The sequence below is a fragment of the Rhodococcoides kyotonense genome, from assembly GCF_001645385.1.
In the GTDB taxonomy this organism is placed as follows: domain Bacteria; phylum Actinomycetota; class Actinomycetes; order Mycobacteriales; family Mycobacteriaceae; genus Rhodococcoides; species Rhodococcoides kyotonensis_B.
Window position 1 is genome coordinate 793248 of the sequence record NZ_LVHI01000012.1, and the last position, 22245, is coordinate 815492.

At 65.7% G+C, this 22245-nt stretch carries 22 protein-coding genes; 10 read left to right on the forward strand and 12 right to left on the reverse strand.

Annotated elements, in window-relative coordinates; translation table 11 throughout:
• Positions 1 to 88: 88 nt before the first annotated feature.
• From A3K89_RS11750 to A3K89_RS11760, 3 genes are all read left to right on the forward strand, one after another.
• Positions 89 to 1753, forward strand: a complete 1665-nt coding sequence (locus tag A3K89_RS11750) for a flippase (RefSeq protein ID WP_240930866.1) — start codon at positions 89 to 91, stop codon at positions 1751 to 1753.
• Between the two features lie 98 nt (positions 1754 to 1851).
• Positions 1852 to 3705 (forward strand): glycosyltransferase, encoded by a 1854-nt coding sequence (locus A3K89_RS11755; RefSeq protein WP_167674288.1) that lies wholly within the window; start codon positions 1852 to 1854, stop codon positions 3703 to 3705.
• Complete coding sequence (locus tag A3K89_RS11760) at positions 3702 to 4793, forward strand: glycosyltransferase family 4 protein (protein ID WP_068425504.1); 1092 nt, start codon at positions 3702 to 3704, stop codon at positions 4791 to 4793. The genes A3K89_RS11755 and A3K89_RS11760 overlap by 4 nt, the downstream gene beginning before the upstream one ends.
• Here A3K89_RS11760 and A3K89_RS11765 read toward each other — a convergent pair.
• Positions 4710 to 5804, reverse strand: coding sequence for a glycosyltransferase family 4 protein (locus A3K89_RS11765; protein WP_254303495.1), 1095 nt, complete (start codon positions 5802 to 5804; stop codon positions 4710 to 4712). The two genes, A3K89_RS11760 and A3K89_RS11765, sit on opposite strands and share 84 nt — an antisense overlap.
• Before the next feature lie 50 nt (positions 5805 to 5854).
• Between A3K89_RS11765 and A3K89_RS11770 the strand changes: the two genes are divergently transcribed.
• Positions 5855 to 6394: a hypothetical protein gene (locus A3K89_RS11770; RefSeq protein ID WP_068425508.1), complete on the forward strand. Its 540-nt coding sequence runs from the start codon at positions 5855 to 5857 to the stop codon at positions 6392 to 6394.
• A gap of 8 nt (positions 6395 to 6402) precedes the next feature.
• Here the strand turns inward: A3K89_RS11770 and A3K89_RS11775 are convergent, their stop codons facing one another.
• Positions 6403 to 8040: a DUF4832 domain-containing protein gene (locus A3K89_RS11775; RefSeq protein WP_254303496.1), complete on the reverse strand. Its 1638-nt coding sequence runs from the start codon at positions 8038 to 8040 to the stop codon at positions 6403 to 6405.
• Between the two features lie 187 nt (positions 8041 to 8227).
• Between A3K89_RS11775 and A3K89_RS11780 the strand changes: the two genes are divergently transcribed.
• Positions 8228 to 8764: a YdcF family protein gene (locus tag A3K89_RS11780; protein ID WP_068425516.1), complete on the forward strand. Its 537-nt coding sequence runs from the start codon at positions 8228 to 8230 to the stop codon at positions 8762 to 8764.
• Between the two features lie 3 nt (positions 8765 to 8767).
• Here A3K89_RS11780 and A3K89_RS11785 read toward each other — a convergent pair whose 3' ends face one another.
• A complete protein-coding gene (locus tag A3K89_RS11785) occupies positions 8768 to 9736 on the reverse strand; it encodes a glycosyltransferase (protein WP_068425526.1) in 969 nt (322 codons plus the stop codon).
• A gap of 70 nt (positions 9737 to 9806) precedes the next feature.
• A complete protein-coding gene (locus tag A3K89_RS11790) occupies positions 9807 to 11150 on the reverse strand; it encodes an Hsp70 family protein (protein WP_068425529.1) in 1344 nt (447 codons plus the stop codon).
• A gap of 155 nt (positions 11151 to 11305) precedes the next feature.
• On the opposite strand from A3K89_RS11790, the gene A3K89_RS11795 reads away from it, so the two are divergent.
• Both A3K89_RS11795 and A3K89_RS11800 read left to right on the forward strand, forming a co-directional pair.
• A complete protein-coding gene (locus A3K89_RS11795; RefSeq protein ID WP_084423710.1) occupies positions 11306 to 11809 on the forward strand; it encodes an arsenate reductase/protein-tyrosine-phosphatase family protein in 504 nt (167 codons plus the stop codon).
• A gap of 100 nt (positions 11810 to 11909) precedes the next feature.
• Positions 11910 to 12296: a hypothetical protein gene (locus A3K89_RS11800; RefSeq protein ID WP_254303497.1), complete on the forward strand. Its 387-nt coding sequence runs from the start codon at positions 11910 to 11912 to the stop codon at positions 12294 to 12296.
• Positions 12297 to 12312: 16 nt separating this feature from the next.
• On the opposite strand, the gene A3K89_RS11805 is transcribed toward A3K89_RS11800, so the two are convergent.
• The 3 genes from A3K89_RS11805 to A3K89_RS11815 form a co-directional block, all read right to left on the reverse strand.
• Complete coding sequence (locus A3K89_RS11805) at positions 12313 to 13305, reverse strand: hypothetical protein (protein WP_157105288.1); 993 nt, start codon at positions 13303 to 13305, stop codon at positions 12313 to 12315.
• 106 nt (positions 13306 to 13411) lie between these two features.
• On the reverse strand, positions 13412 to 13891 hold the full coding sequence (locus A3K89_RS11810) for an ATP-binding protein (RefSeq protein WP_240930868.1): 480 nt from the start codon (positions 13889 to 13891) through the stop codon (positions 13412 to 13414).
• A gap of 21 nt (positions 13892 to 13912) precedes the next feature.
• Complete coding sequence (locus tag A3K89_RS11815) at positions 13913 to 14293, reverse strand: STAS domain-containing protein (RefSeq protein ID WP_068425537.1); 381 nt, start codon at positions 14291 to 14293, stop codon at positions 13913 to 13915.
• A 94-nt stretch (positions 14294 to 14387) separates the two neighbouring features.
• Between A3K89_RS11815 and A3K89_RS11820 the strand changes: the two genes are divergently transcribed.
• Together A3K89_RS11820 and A3K89_RS11825 are read left to right on the forward strand one after the other, a co-directional pair.
• Complete coding sequence (locus A3K89_RS11820) at positions 14388 to 14765, forward strand: FluC/FEX family fluoride channel (protein ID WP_254303498.1); 378 nt, start codon at positions 14388 to 14390, stop codon at positions 14763 to 14765.
• Entirely contained in the window at positions 14762 to 15124 is a 363-nt protein-coding gene (locus A3K89_RS11825) for a CrcB family protein (RefSeq protein WP_068425545.1), read from the forward strand. The genes A3K89_RS11820 and A3K89_RS11825 overlap by 4 nt, the downstream gene beginning before the upstream one ends.
• Here the strand turns inward: A3K89_RS11825 and A3K89_RS11830 are convergent.
• The 4 genes from A3K89_RS11830 to A3K89_RS11845 all read right to left on the reverse strand — a co-directional run bounded on the left by A3K89_RS11830 (position 15109) and on the right by A3K89_RS11845 (position 18737).
• Positions 15109 to 15675: a YdcF family protein gene (locus A3K89_RS11830; protein ID WP_068425548.1), complete on the reverse strand. Its 567-nt coding sequence runs from the start codon at positions 15673 to 15675 to the stop codon at positions 15109 to 15111. The genes A3K89_RS11825 and A3K89_RS11830 overlap by 16 nt on opposite strands.
• 127 nt (positions 15676 to 15802) lie before the next feature.
• Positions 15803 to 16003, reverse strand: coding sequence for a hypothetical protein (locus A3K89_RS11835; protein WP_068425551.1), 201 nt, complete (start codon positions 16001 to 16003; stop codon positions 15803 to 15805).
• Between the two features lie 122 nt (positions 16004 to 16125).
• Entirely contained in the window at positions 16126 to 17478 is a 1353-nt protein-coding gene (locus A3K89_RS11840) for an LLM class flavin-dependent oxidoreductase (RefSeq protein WP_068425554.1), read from the reverse strand.
• Positions 17479 to 17504: 26 nt separating this feature from the next.
• Entirely contained in the window at positions 17505 to 18737 is a 1233-nt protein-coding gene (locus tag A3K89_RS11845; protein ID WP_068425557.1) for an acyl-CoA dehydrogenase, read from the reverse strand.
• A 265-nt stretch (positions 18738 to 19002) separates the two neighbouring features.
• On the opposite strand from A3K89_RS11845, the gene A3K89_RS11850 reads away from it, so the two are divergent.
• Complete coding sequence (locus tag A3K89_RS11850) at positions 19003 to 20868, forward strand: DUF4012 domain-containing protein (protein WP_068425560.1); 1866 nt, start codon at positions 19003 to 19005, stop codon at positions 20866 to 20868.
• Here A3K89_RS11850 and A3K89_RS11855 read toward each other — a convergent pair.
• Positions 20855 to 22219: an MFS transporter gene (locus tag A3K89_RS11855; protein WP_068425562.1), complete on the reverse strand. Its 1365-nt coding sequence runs from the start codon at positions 22217 to 22219 to the stop codon at positions 20855 to 20857. The two genes, A3K89_RS11850 and A3K89_RS11855, sit on opposite strands and share 14 nt — an antisense overlap.
• Positions 22220 to 22245 lie beyond the last annotated feature (26 nt).

The following is a 22245-nucleotide window of genomic DNA, read 5'->3' on the forward strand; positions in this document are numbered from 1 at the left end:
CGAAAGTGGACTCGATCGACCATCCCGCCACAGTAGTCTCTGCGTTCGATTGCGGTGCGGCGCGATCGGTTCTGAAACGGGTGACGGCATGAAACTCGCCTATCACCTTCCGGAGGCCACGGCGCACCGTGACCCGTCGAAGCGTGCGCAGGAAATGGCCGCACGAGAGGCATTCTGGCAGTTTCCGGAGCAATCCACCATACGATTCGACCGAATAGTCGACACTGCTCCCGCTCCGCAGCCGAGTCCGCCCGAGAGCAGCGACGACGAGGTGTCGACCGGAAAGATCGCGCAGGCCTTCGGAACACAGCTGATCTTCCGTGTCGTCGGAATGATCGCTTCGGTCTTCACCGTCGCCATCACGACCCGCCATCTCGGCCCGACGTCGTACGGCCACTTGACGACGGCCATCGTGTTCGTCGGTCTGTGGACGAGTTTCACCGAACTCGGAATCGGGTCGGTGATCGTGCGACGCGTGACATCCGGCAAAGGTGACCTGCAACGCCTGATACGCATCAACACCGGTTTGTCGTTGGTGTACTGCGTCCCACTGTCTTTGATCACCATGGCCTCGGGTCTGCTGATCTACCAGGGCGACGCCGAAGTACGCGCGATGCTGATCATCATGTCGACGACGCTGACGGTGTCGACCGTATTGACCTGCGTCCAACCGATTTTCGTCACGAAGGTGAACTTCACCGCGGTGGCGGTGTCGGACCTCGTGGGACGTATCGCATCACTGGCCGCGACGCTCGTGATGATCCAGATCGACGCGCCCCTGGTGTGGTTCGCGTCCGCGCAGGTGGTCCCTCTCGTCGTGCAACTCGTCGTCCAGTTCTGGGCCGCGGGCAAGATGATTCCGTTCTGGCCTATCTTCTCGTGGCGGGAAAGTCTCGGTCTCGTCGTCGAAAGCCTTCCGCAGACGGGTGTCCTGATCATCGGCGTGCTGTACTGGCGCACCGACGCGGTCCTGCTCAGTCTGTTGAGCACCCCTGCCCAGGTCGGTGTCTACGGCCTCGCGTACACGGTCGCCTTCACGACGTCGGTCATCTCGCAGTTCTTCCTGTCGTCGACGCTGTCGTCGATGACGCGAAAGTTCGCCGTCGACAAGAAGGGCTTCGCCGACTTCGTCGAGCGCAGCGTCGAAACCCTGTCGCTCGTGGCACTTCCCATCGGTCTGGTCGGCATCATGCTGGCGGGCCCGATCGTCGCGACCATGGGATCCGACGAATTCGTGTCCGACGGACGGCCGACCCTGGCTCTGCTCTTCTGCGCGGTAGCGGTCACCTTCATGAACGGCGTCCTAAGTCAGGCGTTGTTCGCGGCACACGATCAGGTGTTCCTGTTGCGGCTCAACGTCGTCAACCTCGTCGTCAACATCGGTCTGAACATCGCGCTCATTCCGACGTTCGGTGCCATCGGCGCCAGCGCCGCGCTGTTGTTCGCCGAACTCAGCGGCCTCGTCGTCGTGACCTGGCGACTGCATCGCAAGAGTCCGTACCGGACGCCGGTCAAGTACATGGCCAAGGTGCTTCTCCCCCTGACCGTCACGGGCGTCGCCGTCTACTTCGTGCAGGATCTTCCTCTCGTGATCTCCGGTGTCGTGGCCGTGGTCGTCTACGCGGCGGCGAACTTGATCTTCGGGCCTGCCAAGATCGGGAATTTGAAGACCCTGCTGGACACCGAAGGTGATCCGGAGGACGAACCCATCGACGTTCCCACAGCGACCGACCGAGGAAGGACCACGCCGTGACCCGGCCCAGCAACGACGAGCGCTCGGTGAGCGTCCTGATCGTCGCCTACCGTAGCCCCGAGCAACTCCGGACGTGCCTCGACTCTCTCGACAAGCACATGCCGTCCGATTCCGTTCTGGTGTGGGACAACTCCGGCCCGGACTACCCGGGCATGGACGACGTCCGACGCAGCCACCCGACGTCGCGCTGGTTCGGCGACGGCACCAACAAGGGCTTCGCGGCAGCGGTCAACGCACTCGCCGCAGAAGCTCCGAACGACCATCTGCTGCTGCTGAATCCGGACGCCGAGGTTCTCGCACCGCTCGACCGCACCCTCGCTGCACTGCGCCGCGACGGAGTGGCCGCGGCCGCGCCCATGGTCGTCCCCAACGGGGAGAGGTTCCACTCCGAACGCACCGGCCGTCATCGTAGTTGGGATGTCGCGCATCGTGATTCCGGTGTCGTTCGATCTCTCGTGTCCAAGGCCGGCTACGCCGAAAGGCTCCGGGGCACACCGCTGTCCGACCTGTATGCGTCGGCACCTGGCGACGTGGACGGCTATCTGACGGGTGCGTGCCTCGCCATCGACCGCGACGCGTGGGACTCCGTCGGCGGTTTCGACGAAGAATTCTTCCTCTACGGCGAGGAGTTCGACTGGCAGCAACGCGCTCGGGCCGCGGGGTGGACGATACGGCTCGTCGACGAGACCGCGATCGCGCACTCGGGCGCAGGCACGGTCGCCGGCGACGAGCAGGGCACGTCACGATCGGCTGAGCTGTTGCGCGCCAACGTCGCTCTCGGTCTCGAGCACCGACGCGGGGTCCACAGCGCGGACATCTATCTCGCCGGCACCTCCCTGCTCGACCGCGTGCAGCGTTCGCGTCGAGCAGCCAGGAAACGTACCCGTGCGCACGCTCGGCCGTCCATCGTGTTCACGATCAATCGGCTCGTCTACGGCGGCGCCGAACGCCATCACGTACTGCTGGCGACCGAGCTGCACCGACGGGGATACGACGTCACGATCGCCGCGATGCAGCGGTTCGGACCTTTGGTGGCCGAGATTCCGCACACGGTGCGGGTGGTGCGCCAACCCTGGTGGGCACCGATGATCGACACGGCGAGCAGGGATGCGATCGTCGTCAGTGGTGACACCAACACTGAGGTCGGTTTCGCGAGCCTGTGGCGCGCGGCGGGCAGACATCGGAAGTGGTTGGCGGCGGCGCACATTCCGCCGGAACTGGGTGGCCCCACGTACTCGACTCCGCTGGCACGTGCGATGACGCGCGCCGACGGCTTCGTCGCATTGTCGAGAGGGCACTGGGATCAGGCCACCGCACACCAGGATCTCGGCGACCGCGTGTTCGTCGCACCCAACGGCGTGGTCTCCGATCGGTCTCTTCCCGCCGAGGAACCGCGACGTCCGATCGCCGACGTCCCGCACCTCGTCATGCTCTCGCGCATTCTCGAACACAAGAATCCTCACCTGCTCGTCGAGGCGCTCGACGGGTTGCGTCATCTGCCGTGGGAACTGTCGATCTACGGCGACGGACCGGATCGCGAGCGGCTCGAAGCACTCACCCCGGCGGATCTGGGCGATCGAATTCGGTGGCGCGGTTGGTCTCCCGGTCCACAGCATGCGCTCGCCGACGCCGATCTTCTGTGCGTCCCCAGTTGGTCGGAGGCGTTCCCGATGGTGATCCTGGAGGCGATGGCGCGTCGCATCCCGGTCGTCGCGTCGTCGGTGTGCGCGGTTCCCGACATGCTCGATCACGGCAAGGCAGGCCGCCTCGTCGAACCGATCACCGTCGACGCGTGGCGTCGGACTCTGGCAGATCTACTCGGCGACACGTCGACGTGGCCTGCACTCGGTCTCGCCGGGTACGACCGTATGCGATCGGAGTACACGATCGAATCGATGGCCGACGCCTACGAGGAAGCGTTCGACGCCGTGCTGTCGGAGGGTTCTCGATGAAGGTACTGTGGCTGTCCCCGTGGATGCGGCCGCTGGCTCGTATACACGTGGAAGCATTGCGCGCCCAGGGCGACGACGTCATGCTGGTCACCACCGACCAGCACCCGGAGTCCGACGCGGCCCGCCCGTACGAGATCGTGCTCGACGCGCGTGTCAAACAGCCGTCGAGTTGGGCGCCGTTCCTGCGTGCCCTGCGGGCCGCACGCGCATTCGCACCCGACGTCGTCGTCACCGAGCTCGTGCGTGATCCGCGCTGGACGGCGTTCGGCGCTCTCGCCCCTCGCGTGCAGTTGATCCACGACGACCGACCGCACGATGCGTCCGAGAATCGACCGGCCTGGGAACGTGCGATCTTCGACCGGTGGGGCGGACGCTCCGCTGCGACGATAGCGTTCAGCGACTACGTTGCCGACGCGGTACGCCACGGGCGTGTTCCGGGCGCAGGCACACCGGTCCATGTCATCCCGTTGACGAGCGACGTCGAAGACACACGCGTCTCGACTGTCGTTCCCGCGGATGCGCGTCGGGACGTCGTTCTGCTGGGACGCATCAACTCGTACAAGAACATCGAGGTCGTGCTCGAGGCGTGGCGACGCCATGTCGGTGGACCGGGCTGGCGTGGAGACGATCTCGTCGTCATCGGCAAAGGCGAGACCGGGGTCCCGCTGCCCCCGCACACGATTCACCGCAACGAACCGTTCCGGTACGACGACGAACTCGGCGCGATCTCGCGCGCGAAAGCATCTCTCGTGCACTACCGTCGGGCGTCGCAGAGCGGTGTTCAGGTGTTGTGCATGCAGCTCGGTGTCGCGACGATCGTCAGCGACCAGGGCGCGCTACCCGAGTTCCAGACTCCGGGCGAACCGGTGATCGGAGTCGACGACGTGGATGCGCTCGTTGCCGAACTCGATCGGGTTGCGAACTCCGACATTGCCTTTCGATCCGGATCTGCTGCACGGAAGCACTACGACGCGCAGTTCTCCTCCGCCGTCGCCGGTGCGCGTCTACATGCGCTGCTCGCGGCGACGGCAGGTGTCGCGCCAGATCTCGTCCAGCCGCGCGTACCAGGCGTCGACGTCGAACTCTGATGCGGTGGCCCGCGCCCCGACGGCGATGCGGCGTCGCGCGTCACCGTCCTCGACGAGGCGTCGGATCGACTTCGCCAGTGCGGGAACGCCTCCGGGGGTCACGACGAGCGCGTCGACGTCGTCCGTGACCACTTCGCCGACGCTACCCGCCGGGGTGCACACCGGAGCCAGGCCGTGCGACATCGCCTCGAGCAGCGCCATCGGCAGGCCTTCGCTGTAGCTCGGCAACGCGAACACGTGCGATCGCGACAGGATGTCGGAGCACTGCTCGGGCGACATCCATCCCGCGACGGTCACCACGTCGCCGATTCCGTGACGACGCACGGCTTCTCGTACCTCGTCGACGTCACCGTCGCCGCACATCGTCACCGACGTGCGTCGTCGAACGTCCTCGGGTAGCGACGCCACCGCGTCGACCAGGTCGAACGATCCCTTGCGCTGCCCGAGCCTTCCCAGCGTCACGATGCGTACGGTGTCCGTATCGGTCTGCGAGGCAACCACTTCCGGTAGCCGAACCGGATTGTGCAGTACCGTCACCGCACGACGGTCCAGCTCCATGCGCTCCGCGTATTCGTCGGCGAGAGCGCTACCGAGTACCAGCCACCGGTCCGCGGTCAACGCGCGTCGAACGAAAGATCGCCCCGCCGAGGGCAATCCGTCGAACCACCCGGCGAAATCGTAGCTGTGTGCATGCACGACGACGGGAACGCCGACGCGTCGAGCCACCGCCATGGGCAAGCATTTACGAAGAACGCTGCCGCCGTGGGCGAGATGGACGTGCACCACGTCGGTACGACGACGCGCGATCGTCCACGACGCGCGCAGCATGCCGGTCACACCGACCCACAGTTTGCGAGCTCGGGTGGAATCGACGTAGGTGGCGATGCTGATCGTCCGGACGTCCGCGGACGGATTGGCCAGCATCAGCGACACGACGGTCGCCATCCCTCCACGGCTGGTCGGTGACGATGCAGCAGGCCCGATGACCAGCACACGAAGCGATTTCTGCACTGTTATAGTCTAACTGGTCTTTTCCTGTCCTCCAGCTCGAGAGTCGGTTCATGCCCCCATCCGCCAAGGGATCCCTCGAGCTCGGGTTCGGCTTGCTCCAGATCGGTGTTCGTCTCGCGAAAACCCGGATCAGGCAGGCCCGTCGCCCGTCCGTGCACTTCGGCGCCGTGGAGGCGGAAGCCGTCACGACGGCAGGCGTGCTCGAGCTGGTGCGGACACCGCCCGAGCGTCAGGCGGCCGGTCGTGGTCACATCGGCCCGCACTACCGATATTCCGTCGAGGTAGACACCGTTCCGGTCGGGTTCGTCATCGCTCTTCTCGATCACGGCACTGCGTCGGCCACCATCGTGTCGACCATCGACACAGACGATTACGACGTCGTGGCACCGGAAGCGGTTGGCTCGCTTGTCGACTCCATTCGGCACTCCGACCCATGGCTGCGACGGGCGTCGATCGCAGTCCACCCGGACGACATCGGCTTGTCGCGCGCACTTCGTCTACGGGGATTCGCCTGCGAGGGAAGCGTTCCCGGTTACGTGGACGACGCCATGGGCACTCGTCGACACCTGTGGACCGCGATGCTCGACTGAACACGCGGTCACGGAATTTCGAACGTCACCAGTCCGTAGCCTCCGTCCATTCCACGTCCGTTCTGGGCCAGGCTCATCGGTTCGTAGTTCACGGTCGACGTCGCACCTGCCTTGTGCTCGTTCCACACCACCGCTGCAGACACCGTGTAGAAACCCGACGACAGTCCCGAGACGTCGAATTCGACGTTCTCCTGCGCGGTGGTCGGAGCCGGAACACCACCGGTGTCGGACGACGATTGCGGTGAGGTCATGGTCCGCAGGTCGATCGCCGACGGAACGGTCTGCACCACAGCTCCGCTCGGGTCGAGCAGCCGGTACTCCACGGTCCAGTTCTCGTGGACTGCTGCGGTGCCCTTGTTGGTCCACCGGACCGTGCCCGACACCGTTCCGTCGCTGTCGGGAGCACCTGCGGTGGCGTCGGCGACGTAGCGGTACCCCGACACGACGTTCGCCCTCGACCACAGCGAATAGAGATCCCGGCTCATGGTGTCGCCGTTGAACTGGTCGGGGAATCCGCTGCTCGCCGTCATGGAGACGTGGTGGTCGATGACGTCGGAGAGCGCACGCTCGTAATACTCGGTCGACGTCATGTCGTCGGGCTTCTGACACCATTCCGTCAGCACGGGCGCCGTCGAATAGCGTTCGAGCAGAACGTCGACGATGGGATCCGAGCGTTCGACGTACTTCGAGTACTGGTTCCCGGCCCAGGTCGGTACCGGCGAGAAGACGCCGAGGCAGTCCGAGCGAAGGCCGACGGGTTTGACGGTGCCCGCGAGCTCCGCACTGTCCCTGAGCAACTGCTTGACGATCTCTGGATTGCCTGTGGCCGTGACCATCTGGGTATTCCTGAACGCGCGAAGATTGGCGTCGACCAACCGGACCACCGTGGCTTTGGTGATGTACTGATCTCGGTACTGACTGTAGTAACCGAGTTCCGCTTCGCTCGATTGCTCGTCGGGCGCGGGCATTCCGAGCTGATCACGCATGAACGCAACGTGATTCTCGCTGAAGTCGCCGTAGCCGGACATCTCGAAGATCGACAGGCGTTCGTCTCGGTCGTACTTACGCCCGAGGGCAGCCAGGAGCGCCTCGAAGTTCCCGACGTAGTTGTTGTCGTTCCAGTTCGGGATGACCTGCTGCACGCCGTCGTACTCGTAGGTGGCCGTCGCACCGGGCACGGTCGTGAGCCAGTCGGGTACGCCGATGTTGACGTTGCCCTCCGGGGACGTCTCGCAGCACGAGTCGTACGACGACACCCGCAGGCCGACGCGCATCCCCTGCGCCGCGTACGTCTCCAACGCCTCGTCTATCGCCGAGAAGTCGTACTTCGCCGATTCCGGCGCATCGGGGGGCAGCGTTCGAGGGTCGACGGGCTGGAGCGAACGCCAATCGACTCGGATGGCAGCATCTTTCGAACCCGGCCAGTCCGGATAGTGTTGCTGGCCGACGTTCGACTGCGGGAACAACCCGGTTCCGATGTTGTCGAATTGGCCGCGCAACGGATTGACGACGTCGGGGCCGTCCATCTCACGGAACACGGGATGGTCGGTCACGGGTTCGTGCGCGACCGTTCCGACCAGGGCAGTCGCCACCGCGAGTATCGGCGCGAGAATCAGCCATCGACCGCGCATTCTTCGGTCAGACAACGGCGGACGTCGCATTCTCGTACGCCCTCCGCAGGACAGCGGGGAGCCGTGCGTCGACGGTCATGAGGCCCTTCTACCGGTACAGAAACAGCGCACCTCGGGGGGAACGGCGCACTCTAAAAACCGATAGTACAAGAAATGTCGGTAAATTAGGGTGCGTGATCGAAACCGATGCTCCTCGGCCGCTGTGAAGGCCACGAGACGGGTCGTCGTCGTGTCCGCGGCCGTCGCCGTGGCAATCGCGTCGGCGGTCGGATATCCCGTCTACGTCGACCCGGTAGCCGATCGGCCTGCGCATGCCGACGCGATCGTCGTCCTCGGCGGATCGGAGGACAATCGCGACGAACTCGGCCTCGAGCTCGCGGAGGACGGGTACGCGCCCGAGCTCGTGTACTCGAATCCGTACGGTTCGGTGGACCGGCTGACCGAGATCTGTCGCGACGGTCGCAGCGATGTCACCGTCGAATGTTTCGTGCCCGAACCGGGGACGACGCGCGGCGAGGCTCGCGAGATCCGCGATCGCGCGGGGCGCGAGGGATGGAAGTCGGTCGTCGTCGTCACGTCGACCCCGCACCTCTCGCGGGCCAGGTACATCATCGGCAAGTGCTGGGACGGCGACGTCACCTACGTGCCCAGCACCACCGACCGTTACGTGTTCGAGTGGGCGTGGGAGTACGTCTATCAAACCGCGGGCTATGCGCGCGCCGTGCTCGAGGACTGCTGAGCGCTACGCGGGATCGAGCAGCTTGCCGATGTCGGCGAGATACATGCTGCGTGTGTTCGCGCTCGCGAGGTCCCGCACCCGGCTGCGCTCCCGCTCACGCGTCACCGGGTCGTTCGTCAAACGGTCGACGGCCGCGCGCAACGCCACGGCGTCGCCGGCAGGCACGACCGCAGCCGCGAGATGCTTGTAGCCCTCGAGTCCGCGAACATCGGTGACGACGACGGGCGTCTCCAGAGTCGCGGCGCTCATGATCCGAACGTGGCCCGCACTGACGGACCGGTCCTGTAGCGGAATGACGTAGACACTCGCCGCGGCGAGCAGGTCGGCGTGCTCCTCTTCCGACACTTCGCTGCGGACGACGATGTCGGTGCCTGCGGCGGACCGAACGACGTCGTCGTGATCGTCCGCCGAGCAGACGATGGTCAGATTCCACGGTCGGTCGCGGGCAGCATCGATCAGGAGATTCCAGTCGCACGAGCTGCGTCCGCTGGCGAAGACACCGACGCGGTCCGCGTCCGGCGTCGGGGTCCGCGACGTCGAATCGTCGTAGAAGTAGAAGGGAACCACCGTCACGGCCACCGGGTCGAGGTTGTACTCGTCGATGTACAGCGACCGTTCCCACTGCGTCATCACCTGAATGGATCGGGCGGCCCGATGGAGTAGTCGCCGGTACAGAAACCTGACGGTCCTACCCATGAGCCCCGACTTCAACCCGGGCAGAAATTCGACGATCACGAGAGAGCGGCGGCGTAGCGCGCAGATCAGCGCGAGGACGACGATGCCTGCAGGCCGAGCCACGCCTTCGGACGTCACGACGATGCCGTTCCTGCCGGCCGCGGACAGCAGGGACAGCGCCGACACGACCGCGCTGACGTAGCCGCCCGACGGCTGGGCCAGGATGTCCGCACCCAACGATTCGCCGTACCAGACATTGCTCACCACACGTCGGTCCTGCCCGCTGCGCTGATCCACGTGAATCCTCCCGAATCGGAGTGCGCAGCACGTCGGACGCACGGCGCAGCTCTAGGACAGGAAGTATGACCTAGAACCTGGGCAGCTCGAACACGGGCGGAGGCGGCAGCTGGATCTGGGGAAGCTGAATCTGCGGCAACCCCGGAATCAGCGGTGCAGGAGCGGGTGCGGGCGCAGGCGCCGGAGCGGGTTCGTCGTACTGCGGAGCCTCGTACGTCTCGACGGGTGCAGCGGGAGCGGGCGCAGCTTCCGTCGTCGCGGGAGGCGGTGCCACGGTCGTGACGGGTGTCGTGGTGGACGCCGCCGAGCTCGACGTCGACGGCACTCCGGTGACGGTGTCGGCCGTTTCCGTCGGCGCGCTGGCCGGTTCTTCCGAACCGCCGTAGCCGAGCGTGAGTCCGAGGGCTGCGACGGCAGCGAGTCCACCCGCGACCAACGCCGCGCCGCGAATCTTCCGTTTGGACGTGGCCGTGCGGTCCACCGGCTCCGGGCTGAGCCAATCGGGAGCACCGGTCAGGGCCTGTGCGGGAGCTGCCACGGTCGGCTCGGGGTTCTCGACCGGTGTCGCCAGAAGCGCAGCGCCCTTGGCCGCGACGGCTTCCGGATCCCGCGGCGTGACGACGGGCAATCCGGTCCACGACCGAAGAATGGCCTCGACCAACGGAATGCGAGCGCCGCCGCCGATCAGGAACAGGGCGTCGACGTGCTGCGGCGAACGGCTGATGACGTCGCGCACCAAACGTGCCGAGTACTCGATCGGGACGGTCACCAGTGCCTCGAACGATTCACGCGAGATCAGGATGACGCCACTTTCACCGGGCAGGCACACGGCACCGCTGGTGGACAGCTGTTCCTTCGCGATGCGGCAGCGGCTCGTGAACTCCTGCACACCGAGCGTGTTCTGGGGATCCACACCCTGCTTGGCGAGTTGGTTGTCACAGATCAGCCGATCGAAATCGTCTCCGCTGATGTCGATGGTGCGCTCGGCGAGCAGAACGTTGCCCGACGCCCGATCGACGACACTGACGGTCAATCCGGAGCTGCCGAGGTCGTACAGGGCGATGGTCGAGAAGTCACCGATTTCACCGGAGGCGTCGAGATACGCGAGGGCGGCTCTGGCCTCGGGGACCAACCGATAGTTGTACAACCGCTGACGTGCCATCGCCTGCTGGATGTCGCCGAACTGCTGTTGATCGCGGTACGCGACGCCGGTGGCTTCCACCTGGCTGCCGTCGTTCTGGGAGAGCACGACGCCGATCGACTCCGCTGCCAGTTCTTCGGCGCGGTCCCAGTGCGCGTCGACGGTATCGCTCTGGAAATCCAACTCTCGGTGCCCGGACGTGTGCAGGCGCAGATCGGGCCGTGCCATTCGAACGGCACTGGACCCGACCGATACACCGAGAACCTCAGTCATGACCTGCCTCACTTGGTTAGCAGCGAACGGACTCGCCGACCGGTTTGGTAACGATCCCATCTCGAAGCCGTCGCTCGGGCATCACTGTAGCCTGACCGTTCTTCGAATGCGATTGCCGGATGCAGCGAGTGCAGAGGGGGCACTAGCCTGTCCCAGTGCATGTCCTCTTCGTTTGTACCGGGAACATCTGCCGCTCGCCGACCGCGGAACGCCTCGCGGTGGCCTACGCCGGCGAGGCGGGTGTCCAGCTGACGGCGTCGAGCGCCGGGACCCACGGTCTGACCGGCCACGCCATGGACGAGACCGCCGCGTTGGTGCTGCGTCAGCTCGGCGGTGAACCCGACGGATTCGTCGCACGCCGTATCTCACCGCGCATCGCCGACGACGCCGACCTCATTCTGGCGATGACAGCCCGGCATCGAGACGAGGTGCTCGCGATGGCACCGAGGAAACTGCGTCGGACGTTCACTCTTCTCGAGGCAGCGTCTCTCGCCGAGCAGTCGGGAGCGCAGTCGCTCGACGACCTCGCGGCCGCACGGGCGCGACACTCGGTCGACGAGACCGACATCGCCGATCCGTACACGAGACCTCACGACGTGTACGAGAGCGTGGGGCAGCAGATAGCCGATGCACTGCCCGGAATCGTTCGTCTCCTCTGACGATCTGTCCGGTTGTACGCCGTCGCGAGCTGAGCGCACCACCGACCGCTGAGGTAACGTTCCGATATCGGTGCCGCCGACAAGGGGACGGCAACTTCGCGTGAGGGCTGACAAGACGATGCGTGACAAGGTCATCGCGACATCTGCGGTGGCAATCGCAGGACTCGCAGTAGCCGTCGGACTCGGTATCGGCGCTCTCGGAGGCGCGTTCGACGATTCCGCCGAGCAGGTCGCGCCACCGGCATTGCGGTCCGACCTCAGTACCGCCGTGACGGCGACGCCGTCGGCCATCACCGTTCCGCCGTCACCCACCTGGCAGGTGGCCGTGCCCACGCAGCCGCGCACGACGACCACGACGCCCCCGACCACCACCGAGGCCGCGCCGACCGGCACGGACGACACGTCGACGACGCGCAGTCCCCGCAGAACCACCGCCGATCGTTCGGAGGACGAGACGACCACCGAGACGACGACGCCCAGGCGCTGAGCCGCCGAGTCGCGCGCTACGTGACGGATCCGGACGCGCCGACCTCACCGATCGAGGATTCGAACCCGTTCTCGGCCGGGGCGAGTTCCGAAATCCATACCAGGACCGAGCGAGTCTCGGTCGCCTGATCGAGGGCGATGTGCGTCGTACCGGGTTTCAACACCCCCGAGCCGAGGACCTGGGTCGCGTCGAATCCCTCGTCCTTCTCCGGCGCGGTCCTGATCTCGACGGCCGTTCCGACGTCGTCGGATGCGATCCAGATCTCGTCGATGTCGACGGTTCGATCGAAGTCGAGGACGAGACCGATGCCCTGCTCGGTACCGCCGAACGCGCTGCGGTAGGTGTCGGTCGACCACCGTGTGGCCGGATTGGAATCGACGGCTCGGCCCGCGTCGTTCGCGTTGTCCGCGTAGCGCACGGCAGACCACGCCTGTGCGCTCGCGGGCCGCAACGGCACGTCGGCCGACGAGGGCCCGGGTCCTCGAGGAGCCGACAACGACGGGACCGCGACGCTCTGTACGCCGCGGCCGAACACGGTGGTGGAGATCAACCACCCTGCACCGCCGAACAGCAGCAGCACGACCACTGCACCGATCGCCGCCGCCAGTCGCGTTCGCGACGTCATTCGTGGTGCGTCCGGGGGTTCGACGGGAACGTTTTCGATCGGCACCGCAGGCTGATCGGCGATCAACAGAACATAGGGCGGGGTCACCATCACCCGCGGCGGGACGGCGGACGGGGTCGCGAATTTCTCCAGCGCGTCGGATCGCGGACGGTTCGGTCGCACCATGTCCATGTGGACGACCTTGACTCCGAGTTCGCGGCCCGTCGCGAGATCTCGTGCGCGCCAGGACGAGGCGAACGACGGTGACGGGCGTTTCTCGAGCAGCCGATATCGGTCGGCCAGAACACTTCCCGCAGTGACCGTCGCGCTCATCGTCGCCTCCCACCCCGGCGACTCACCTCGCCGTGACGACAGGCCGAGGAGAGTCACTACCGTGCGGGTCATCGCCGGCGCCGTCCCCCGTGGATTCATCCCCCACGCCCGGCACTGCTGACCCTGAGGCGATTGTGCTACTTCACAACTGCGACTGTCCGGGCTTTGCGGTAACTCCTCAAGCGGATTGCGGTGCGCCCCACACCATGCGCACGACGGTGCCGTCGTGATCGGACGTGACGGTCGTCGAGTCCGCCAGCGCGTGCATCAGAGGAACGCCGCGGCCGCGCGTCGCGTCCGGGGCATGCACGGACCAGACGCCGTGGTCGCAGATCGTCACTTCGATCTGACCGGTCTCCGGGGCGTACAACGCGTGCAGGTCCAGAGTCCCTGTCGCGCCGTCCTGTTGGTATGCGTGTTCCACGGCGTTCGCCAGAGCTTCGTACGTCGCCAGAACGACGTCGTACACACGCTCCGGTTCGACCTCGAGACCGGTGAGCCATTCGCCGAGTGCGACTCTGAGCGCGGACGCCCGGTCCGGGGCCGCGGCTTCGCCGTCGAAGTTCAGGTGCATGACGTCCCCTCGACCTGGGCTGAGTAACTGTCCGGTGGCAGCGTCGAGCGGCGTGTCGTCTCCACCGAGTGCTGTGACCTTCATGAGAGCGTCATACCCGAAACTTCAGGACTTACCCGCATCGAGTGCAGTAAGTGCTTCGTCGACGGTCGCGTAGATGCCGAACAGCTGGTCGAGGCCGACGAGAGCAAGCGGTCGACCGGTTGCGGGCCCATCGGCGACGACGGCGAAGCTCGCCTTCTCACCGAGCTGCTGGTGGGTCGAGGCGAGCAGCGACATTCCCGCCGACGCGAGGAACCCGACGTCGGTCAGATCGATGACGAGAGCTGCCGGCGATTTTCCGAGAACCAAGGAGATGGACTCCGACAACTGCGGTGCGGTCACCAAATCCAGCTCACCGGATACGGTCACGACGACGATGTCGTCGCGCCAATCTACTGCTACGTCGAAATGTTGAGGCCCAAGGCCCGACTCGTCCACGGTCACAGAAGAACAAGATACCCGAGGGCTCGCGACCCCTCACATGGTGCTGTTGCGCGCTCACCTGGCGTTGGGTCGGTTTCACACTAGAGTCGAGCGGGTGACGACCGATCGCCTTCCCTCGCTGTCGGCGACGGCCCTCGGTGGAGCTGTGGGCGCCGTGGCCAGATTCCAGATCTGGCAGATACGCGATTCGTCGCGGTGGTTGATGGTCAGCACGTTCGCGGTGAACGTGGTGGGGTGCCTGCTGCTCGGTGCCGCACTCGGATACTTGTCGGGCTCACGCGCTCCGATGCTGCGCGCCGGCGTGCTCGGGCTCGCCTGCGGCTTCACCACGTTCGGCTTCTACGCGCTGCACGGCGTCACGTACGACGCCGCATGGCACTCGGTCCTCTACATCGTCACGACGCCGGTGCTGTCGGTCGTCGCTCTCGCAGTGGGCGCCTTGATCACCCGACCGGTGGCTGCGCGTCGATGATCCCTCTTCTACTCGTCGCCCTCGGCGGCGGCGCCGCAGCTCTGACGCACGTCGCGTTGACCGAGGCCGCCACCGATCGCCGACGCGTTCTCCTTCTCACCGTCTCGACGTGCGGGATACTCGGCGTCGTCATCGCCGCAGCACCGCCGCAGTGGATCGTCGGCGTCGTGTGCTTCGGATTCCTGGGCGGCCTGGCACCGATGTCGTCGGTCGCGTTGTGCACGGTCACGCAGATACGCGACGGCAGAGTGCGCGACGCGGCGCTCTTCCTCGCGGCCAACGTCGTCGGTGGCGTCGCGTGCGTGATGTTCGGAATTCTGTTGTTGAAGTCCGGCGTGACGCTCTACTCCAAGTTCTGACAGTCGCCCTGGACAGCGGCCTTGACGAACCCAGCTACCTGGTACAGGTAGGTGTACTCCCAGAAGACGAGAGAGAAGTTGTAGGTGCGCGGCACGGCCTGCATCGTGACGTCGCCGTCGAAGCACTGATCGAAGATGTAGCGCGCTCGCGGCAGGTGGTAGCGCCAACTGACGACGACGACGTGGTCCCACCCTCGTTCTCGCGCGAGTTCTCGGGTGAAGATCGCTTCGCCACGCGTCGTACTCGGCTCGGGTGGAATGCAGAGCACCGTGTACTTCTCGGTGTCGGCGCCGCAGTATTTCTTCATGACGGGGTCTTTCGGCCCGTACGGGTCGGACAGCACGACGGTGTCGGCGACGCCCTGCTCGGCGAGCGAGACTCCGTATGCCTCACGGCCGTCGTGTTCGCCGCCCAGGACGATGATGGCGTCGGCGCGTGAGACCGGATCGATGCGCGCTTTGGTGAATGTCACATAGCCGCCGATTCCGACCACCGACATCACGATGACCGGGAGCACGATGGCCACCACGATCCATCGGCTTCTCCGCATCACCCGTCCAGCGTAGGCAGCGACGCGCGACGACGCCTCGGCCAGCGATGAAGCTCACGTACCCGAACAGGCATCGATGCGCCGCGGCAACCGGTAGACGGCTGCCACGGCGCATCGATGTCGTCTGCTACTGGCTCGGCTGCGGGAGGTTGCAGTCCGTCACCTTGGGGTTGACCCCTACGTAGTTGAGCGGACCGGCCACGACGGTGAGGGCGATGGTTCCGACGCCCGCGCAGTTCTCCGGCGCGCTGGAGGCGTATCCCCTCTGGAACACTGCGACGGCTCCGATGACGAGCCAGATCAGGACGATCAAACTGACGATTCGCATGACTTCACATCCCCTCCCGTGACCGCCGGTCGGCCACTGCGGACCGGGCGGATACCCGGTCCGAGGTGGGCGAAACCCAGGCGCTGCGCCGCTCGTGCGTGCTTGGTTGGCCCAGGGTCCGACTAAGCGCGCACGGGTGCGGAGCGCACTTCCAAACTCGCGTCGGCGAGGCCGAGGTGATCGCGCAGCGTCGTTCCGGTGTAGTCGGTACGGAACAACCCGCGGCGCTGGAGTTCCGGGACCACGAGGTCGACGAAGTCGTCGAACGTGCCGGGCGCCTGTGCTGCGGACAGGATGTAGCCGTCGGCCTCCCCGCCGTTGAACCCTTCCTCGATCTGGTCTGCGATCTGCGACGCCGTCCCGACGAACTGCGGCAGCAGAACACCCTGTGCGTACAGCTTTCCGATGTCGCGCAGCGTGAGCGAGTCCTTGTCGCTCAAGCGGTGTGCGACGTCGAACAGGCCTTGACTACCGGGGACGGTGACCTCCTCGATGGGTGCGTCGAGGTCGTACTGCGAGAAGTCGTGGTCGGTGTGCACCGACAGCGTGATCAGCCCCGAGATCGGGTCGGCGAGTTCGTTGTGGAACGCCTGCTTCTCCCGCGCGATGGACTCGGTCTCGCCGACGAACGGCACGAACGACGGGAAGATCTTGATGTCATCCGGGTTGCGGCCGAAGTTCGACGCGCGGGACTTGACGTCGTCGTAGTAGGCCCTGCGTCCTTCTTTCGTCGGGTCGATCTCGAAGATCGCGTCGGCCCACCGCGCCGCGAAATCCTTTCCTGTCGAGGACGATCCGGCCTGGAAGATGACCGGACGGCTCTGCGGCGAGTGCGGCACGGTGAGCGGGCCACGCGTCTTGAAGAATTCCCCGTCGTGGTCGACGGTGTGCACCTTGTCCGGATCGGCGAACAGTCCGGATTCCTTGTTCTGCACGAGGGCGTCGCGCTCCCAGCTGCCCCAGAGCTTGTACGCGACTTCGAGGAATTCCTGTGCGCGAGCGTAGCGTTCGTCGTGACCGAGATGGTTGTCGATTCCGAAGTTCTGAGCCTCGGCCTGGTTGAGCGACGTCACGACGTTCCAGCCTGCGCGCCCGCGACTGAGGTGATCGAGCGTCGCGAAGATGCGTGCGAGTTCGTACGGGTGGAAGTACGTCGTCGACTTCGTGATCGCGAGGCCGATTTTGTCGGTGACGCCCGCGAGCACGGCTGCGACCAACGACGGATCGATGGTCGCCGACGCCTGAGTTCCACTGCTCAACGGAACGCGAATGTCGTTGCCGTAGCGGACCGGCGTGGCCAGCAGGTCGGCGAAGAACAGGAAGTCGAACTTGCCGCGTTCGAGCGTCTTCGCGACGCGCGTGTAGTAGTCGGGTCCGAGATAATCGGTTTCCGACGCCGGATGCCGCCACGCGGCATGAGAGTGGGTGACGTGCGAGGCGATGAGGAAGCCTGCGAGGTGCAGTTCGCGTGACATGTGAATTCCCTTGTGCGTGAGTTCGATCAGAAGTAGCCGTTGAACGGCAGGGGCTCGTCGTTGAGAATCTTGTTGCCGATGGCAGCAGCCTTGTACGCGGCAGGGTTGTGCAGCGTGATCGTGCGGATGTTGCGCCAGTGCCGATCCAGGTTCTTCGCGCGCGACGCGGCAGATGCGCCGCCGACCTCGAACAGAACCGTCGCCGCACGTGTCGCGATGTCGTCGATGTGCACCTTCGCCTGCGACGCACGCAGCGACGCGAGGGCCGCGAGATCGGCGTCGGGAACGGCGTTCACGAGAGACTCGTAGGCGGCGTCGATGGCATCCGCTGCAGCGAGCGTCGTCGACTCGGCGGCGAATGCCGTGCTCGCCAGTTGTCCGACTGCGTTCTGCAGCAACGGGTCTCGCGTCAGCTCTTCGGTCGGTCCATGCGCGAACCCGCGGGTGCGGCTTCCGATCAGGTCGACGGCGTCGGTCACGACGCTGCGCAGAATTCCGCTGACGAGACCGTGCAAGTACAGCTGGAGGAATGCGAACTGATAGGACGGGTCAGGCGCGGCGTCGAGCGGGATGCGCGAGACGATGTCGTCCTCGGTCACCGACACAGACGTGAATCGTGTTGTCCCGGTCCCGGTTCGGCGCTGACCGATCCCGTCCCAGTCGTCGACGATCTCGACGCCGTCGCGATCGGTGGGAACGATGACGGATGCGACGGCGACACCGTCGATGTCGGCCCAGATGCTGACGTAGTCGGAGAACAAGGTGCCGGTGCTGTAGAACTTCTCGCCGTCGAGCAGGAACTTGTCACCGTACGCAGTCAGGTGTGTTCCGTACTTGAAGTTGCCGACGGCCTGGCTGCCGCGCTCGCTGCTGGCGTTGCCGAAAATCTTGCCCTGCAGGATCAGCTGGATCCAGCGGTCGTTCTCGAATCCCGGATAGTCGACGGCGGTCGCCTGACGGAGTCGTTCCTCGACGAACCAGAAATGGGTGCGCAGGATGTGCGCGACGATCGGGTCGGCCTCGGCGATGTCCGCGATGACGCCGAACAGTTCGCGGACGGTGAGCCCGCCACCGCCGATGTCCTTCGGGAGTCGAAGCGCTCCGACGCCCGCCCGCCGGAGTGCGTCGATCTGGTCGAACGGGTTCTGATCCTCCAGGTCACGCCTGCTCGCTCCCTCGGCGATGGTCGCGAGAAGTGCGCGGTATTCGGTCGAGCCGGGAACGAGCACGCCGACGGGCTTGTCTACTGCGGTGGTCATGCGTTCGATCGTCGAACCTTCAGCGCACGTTGTCAGTAGTTGAAATCAGCCTGAACATAAGAATTCCCGGCTTCGGTCGTTGCTCGACGTGGGCGTCGAGGTCACCGGCCCCTCCCCGCGCACCTTTCAGCGGATGCGCACGTTGCAACCCGCGCGTTCGCTGAAACCTGCGCGGCCGAGGCGTGCCTGCACCCGACCCGTTCCCAGTTCGCCTCCCCGGCACCCGCTTTGTACGCTTACGCGAACGAAGGGACCCTTTTCGACGATGAGCAGACGCAGTCTCGACTCCTACGACGCGTACGGCGGGTGGACCGACGATTCCCGTCGGCGTAATCGGTTACGACGACGTCGTCATGCCGATGCTCGTCGCAACCGGCACCGCACGCGTCGACGCGTCCTCCTCGGGTCGGGTGTCGTCGTCCTCGTGCTGTTCGCGCTGTGCGGCTGGCTCGGATACACCGCGTACAGCGCGTATTCGAATCTGACTGCGGCCAAGGACCACGCGGGTGCTGCCAGGGCTGCCCTGCTGGCGGGCAACAGCGAGCGCGCGTCCGCGCAGTCTGCAGACGCGGTCCGCACGTCGAGCGACGCCGCGAGCGCGACGGGTTCGCCGATCTGGCGGGCCGCGTCGGCGATCCCGTTCGTCGGCAGCCCGTTGCGCACGGTCTCGGAGATCACCGAGGTGGTCGACGGGCTCGCGACCGATGTCCTCGCACCGGCGGTCGAGGTGGGAACCGCGCTCGATCCCAAGCGTCTTCGCACTCCCGACGGCCGTATCGACGTCCAGGCGTTGCGCGACGCGGCCCCCGCGCTCACCGAGGCCGCGTCGGCGGCGGATACGTTGAACGCACGCGCGGCCGAGATCGCCGAGCCGTCGTACCTCCGCCAGGTCGACGACGCGCGGAGTCAACTGCAGGATCAGGTGCACGAACTGTCGACGCTTCTGACCAACACCAGCATCGCGTCGCAGGTGTTGCCGTCGATGATGGGCGCCGACGGGCCGCGTAGTTACTTCATGGCGTTTCAGACCAATGCGGAGTCGCGTGGAACCGGCGGGCTGATGGGCGGTTTCGGCATCGTGACGGCCGTCGACGGCCGTGTGCAGGTCGACGATCTCGCCCGGAACAGTGAGCTGAAGGAACGCTACGACCCCATCGACCTCGGTCCCGACTTCTACGCCGCGTACGAGGAGCGCTACCAGGCGACCCAGAACTGGCAGAACAGCAACATCAGTCCGCACTTCCCGTACGCGGGGCAGATCTGGCAGTCGATGTGGCAGCAGGAGACCGGTGAGATCGTCGACGGCGCCCTTGCGACGGATCCGGTTGCGCTCAGCTACGTACTGGACGTCGTCGGGCCCGTGACGATGGCCGACGGCGAAGTCATCGACGCCGACAACGTCGTTCGTATCACGCAGTCGGACGCCTACTTCCGCTTCCAGGACGACAATCGTGCCCGCAAGGACTACCTGCAGGAGATCGCGGCCAGGGTCGTGACGAAGATGCAGGGTGACATCGGCTCTCCCGCAGCACTGCTGGAAGCTTTGGGCCGCGCCACGAGCGAAGGTCACATCGCGGTATGGAGTGCGGACCCCGCGATTCAGAGCATCATCGGTCCCACGAAGATCGGGCACGAGATTCCCGATTCCCCGGCCCCGTACGCGGCCGTCGCGGTCACCAACGGTGCGGGCGGAAAACTCGACTACTACCTGCAGCGCGACGTCACGTACACGGGCGGATCGTGCGAGGGCCCGACGCGTCCCACCAAGGTCGTCGCCGAGATCACCAACAACGCACCGGCTCAGGAATATCCGGTGTACGTCGCGGGGCGTCAGAACGAGTCCACTCGGTTCGGCGGCCCTCCTGGCACCAACCGCAGCGTCGTGCAGTTGTACGCGACGCAGGGCTCGACGCTCGAGAACGTCACGCTCAACGGCAATCCGGTGTTCTTGGTGACGGCGAGCGAGCGCGGGCACCCGTTCTTCTACACGCCGATCGTGACCGAGCCCGGACAGACCAACGTGCTCGAGTTCGACCTGATCGAGCCGACGGCGCCGGGTGAGGCGCAGGCACCGGTGCAACCGCAGGTGCAGCCGTCGACGTCGACGGTGGACGTGCCTACCTGCCGCTGACGGCCTCGCGGTCGTCGACCAGGGTGTCGAGTTCGCGGCCCTTCGTTTCCGGGGCCGCGAACGCCATCCACAGGACCGCGACGAGGACGAGCCCGCCGACGATCGCGAACGTCATGGGCAGGCCGAGAACCGGCCACAGGACCGACCCGAACAGCAGCGGAGCGAATCCCGTCGCGGCACGGCTGACCGACGACGCGTAGCCGAAACCGGAGGCGCGCAACGTCGTCGGATAGAGCTCGGAGACATAGCAGTAGAGCACCGGGATCGCGATCTGCACGACGAAACCGAAGACCGCGAGCCACACCAGTGCACCGGATCCGGCGTCGAGCATCATCGCGAAGACCACGAGCGCAGCGCCCGCCACCGGCCCCGAGATACCGATGACCCACTTACGCCCGACCACCTCGACGAGGTACGCGGACACGATCACGCCGACGATGCCGACCCCGGTCATCAGTGTCGTGCCTGCGAATGCGGCGAAGTCGTCGTAGCCCTGTCTGCGCAGAATCGACGGCATCCAGCTCAGTGCGGCGTAGTACAGCAACATGATCGACACGAAGAGCAGCCACGCGGCGGACGTGATCCGCGAGCTGTAACTCCACACTGCCTGCAGTCCTGCGAGCGCGGACCGCTTCGGCGCGGTCTCGGCGACGATCTCGTACGGCTGGGGCACGGCTCCGGTGCGCACGACCATGTCGTCGATCACCGCCCGCGCCTCCGCTTCTCGGCCGACCTTGGCGAGATAGATCGGCGACTCCGGGATTCCGCGGCGAACCCAGAACAGAAGCAGCGCAGGCAGAACCATGAAAAGCAGCATGACGCGCCAGCGGGTGTCGCCGTCGATCGGCACGAGCATCGTGGCGACGACGCCACACACGGTCGCGCCGATCGGCCACCATCCGTCCATGGCGGACAGCACTTTTCCGCGTATCCGACGCGGCGAGAACTCGCTGACGAGGGCGTAGTCGACGGGAATGCAGCCGCCGAGGCCGAATCCGGCACAGAATCGGAGCAACACGAAGATCTCGAAGTTCGGCGAGAACGCACCGAGCACCGAGAAGAGCGCGAAGATCAGCAGGGTCAGCGAGAACGCGCGTTTGCGTCCGACGCGGTCGGCGATCGTGCCCCACACGACGGCGCCGACGGCCATGCCGATCAGGTTGCCCGTGGCAACGAGTCCGCGTTCGGCCTGCGAGAGATCCCAATACGTTCCGAGCAGAGGCGTCAGAAACCCGTTGAGTGCGACGTCCCAGGCATCGAACATGTAGCCGAGTCCGCCGATGACGAAGATTCGTCCCTGCACTGCCCACTTCCAGGGGAGCTCCTGCACCACCTGTTCACCGGTCTTCACCGCCGTATCTTCTCATCGCACGGCTC

What these genes read in the sequence shown, in the direction of transcription:
- A3K89_RS11750 (WP_240930866.1), top strand. Translation starts at nt 89, where the DNA reads ATGAAACTCGCCTATCACCTTCCGGAGGCCACGGCGCACCGTGACCCG.
- A3K89_RS11755 (WP_167674288.1), top strand. Translation starts at nt 1,852, where the DNA reads ATGCCGTCCGATTCCGTTCTGGTGTGGGACAACTCCGGCCCGGACTAC.
- A3K89_RS11760 (WP_068425504.1), top strand. Translation starts at nt 3,702, where the DNA reads ATGAAGGTACTGTGGCTGTCCCCGTGGATGCGGCCGCTGGCTCGTATA.
- A3K89_RS11770 (WP_068425508.1), top strand. Translation starts at nt 5,855, where the DNA reads ATGCCCCCATCCGCCAAGGGATCCCTCGAGCTCGGGTTCGGCTTGCTC.
- A3K89_RS11790 (WP_068425529.1), bottom strand. Translation starts at nt 11,150, where the DNA reads ATGACTGAGGTTCTCGGTGTATCGGTCGGGTCCAGTGCCGTTCGAATG.
- A3K89_RS11805 (WP_157105288.1), bottom strand. Translation starts at nt 13,305, where the DNA reads ATGACCCGCACGGTAGTGACTCTCCTCGGCCTGTCGTCACGGCGAGGT.
- A3K89_RS11810 (WP_240930868.1), bottom strand. Translation starts at nt 13,891, where the DNA reads ATGAAGGTCACAGCACTCGGTGGAGACGACACGCCGCTCGACGCTGCC.
- A3K89_RS11825 (WP_068425545.1), top strand. Translation starts at nt 14,762, where the DNA reads ATGATCCCTCTTCTACTCGTCGCCCTCGGCGGCGGCGCCGCAGCTCTG.
- A3K89_RS11830 (WP_068425548.1), bottom strand. Translation starts at nt 15,675, where the DNA reads ATGCGGAGAAGCCGATGGATCGTGGTGGCCATCGTGCTCCCGGTCATC.
- A3K89_RS11835 (WP_068425551.1), bottom strand. Translation starts at nt 16,003, where the DNA reads ATGCGAATCGTCAGTTTGATCGTCCTGATCTGGCTCGTCATCGGAGCC.
- A3K89_RS11840 (WP_068425554.1), bottom strand. Translation starts at nt 17,478, where the DNA reads ATGTCACGCGAACTGCACCTCGCAGGCTTCCTCATCGCCTCGCACGTC.
- A3K89_RS11845 (WP_068425557.1), bottom strand. Translation starts at nt 18,737, where the DNA reads ATGACCACCGCAGTAGACAAGCCCGTCGGCGTGCTCGTTCCCGGCTCG.
- A3K89_RS11850 (WP_068425560.1), top strand. Translation starts at nt 19,003, where the DNA reads ATGAGCAGACGCAGTCTCGACTCCTACGACGCGTACGGCGGGTGGACC.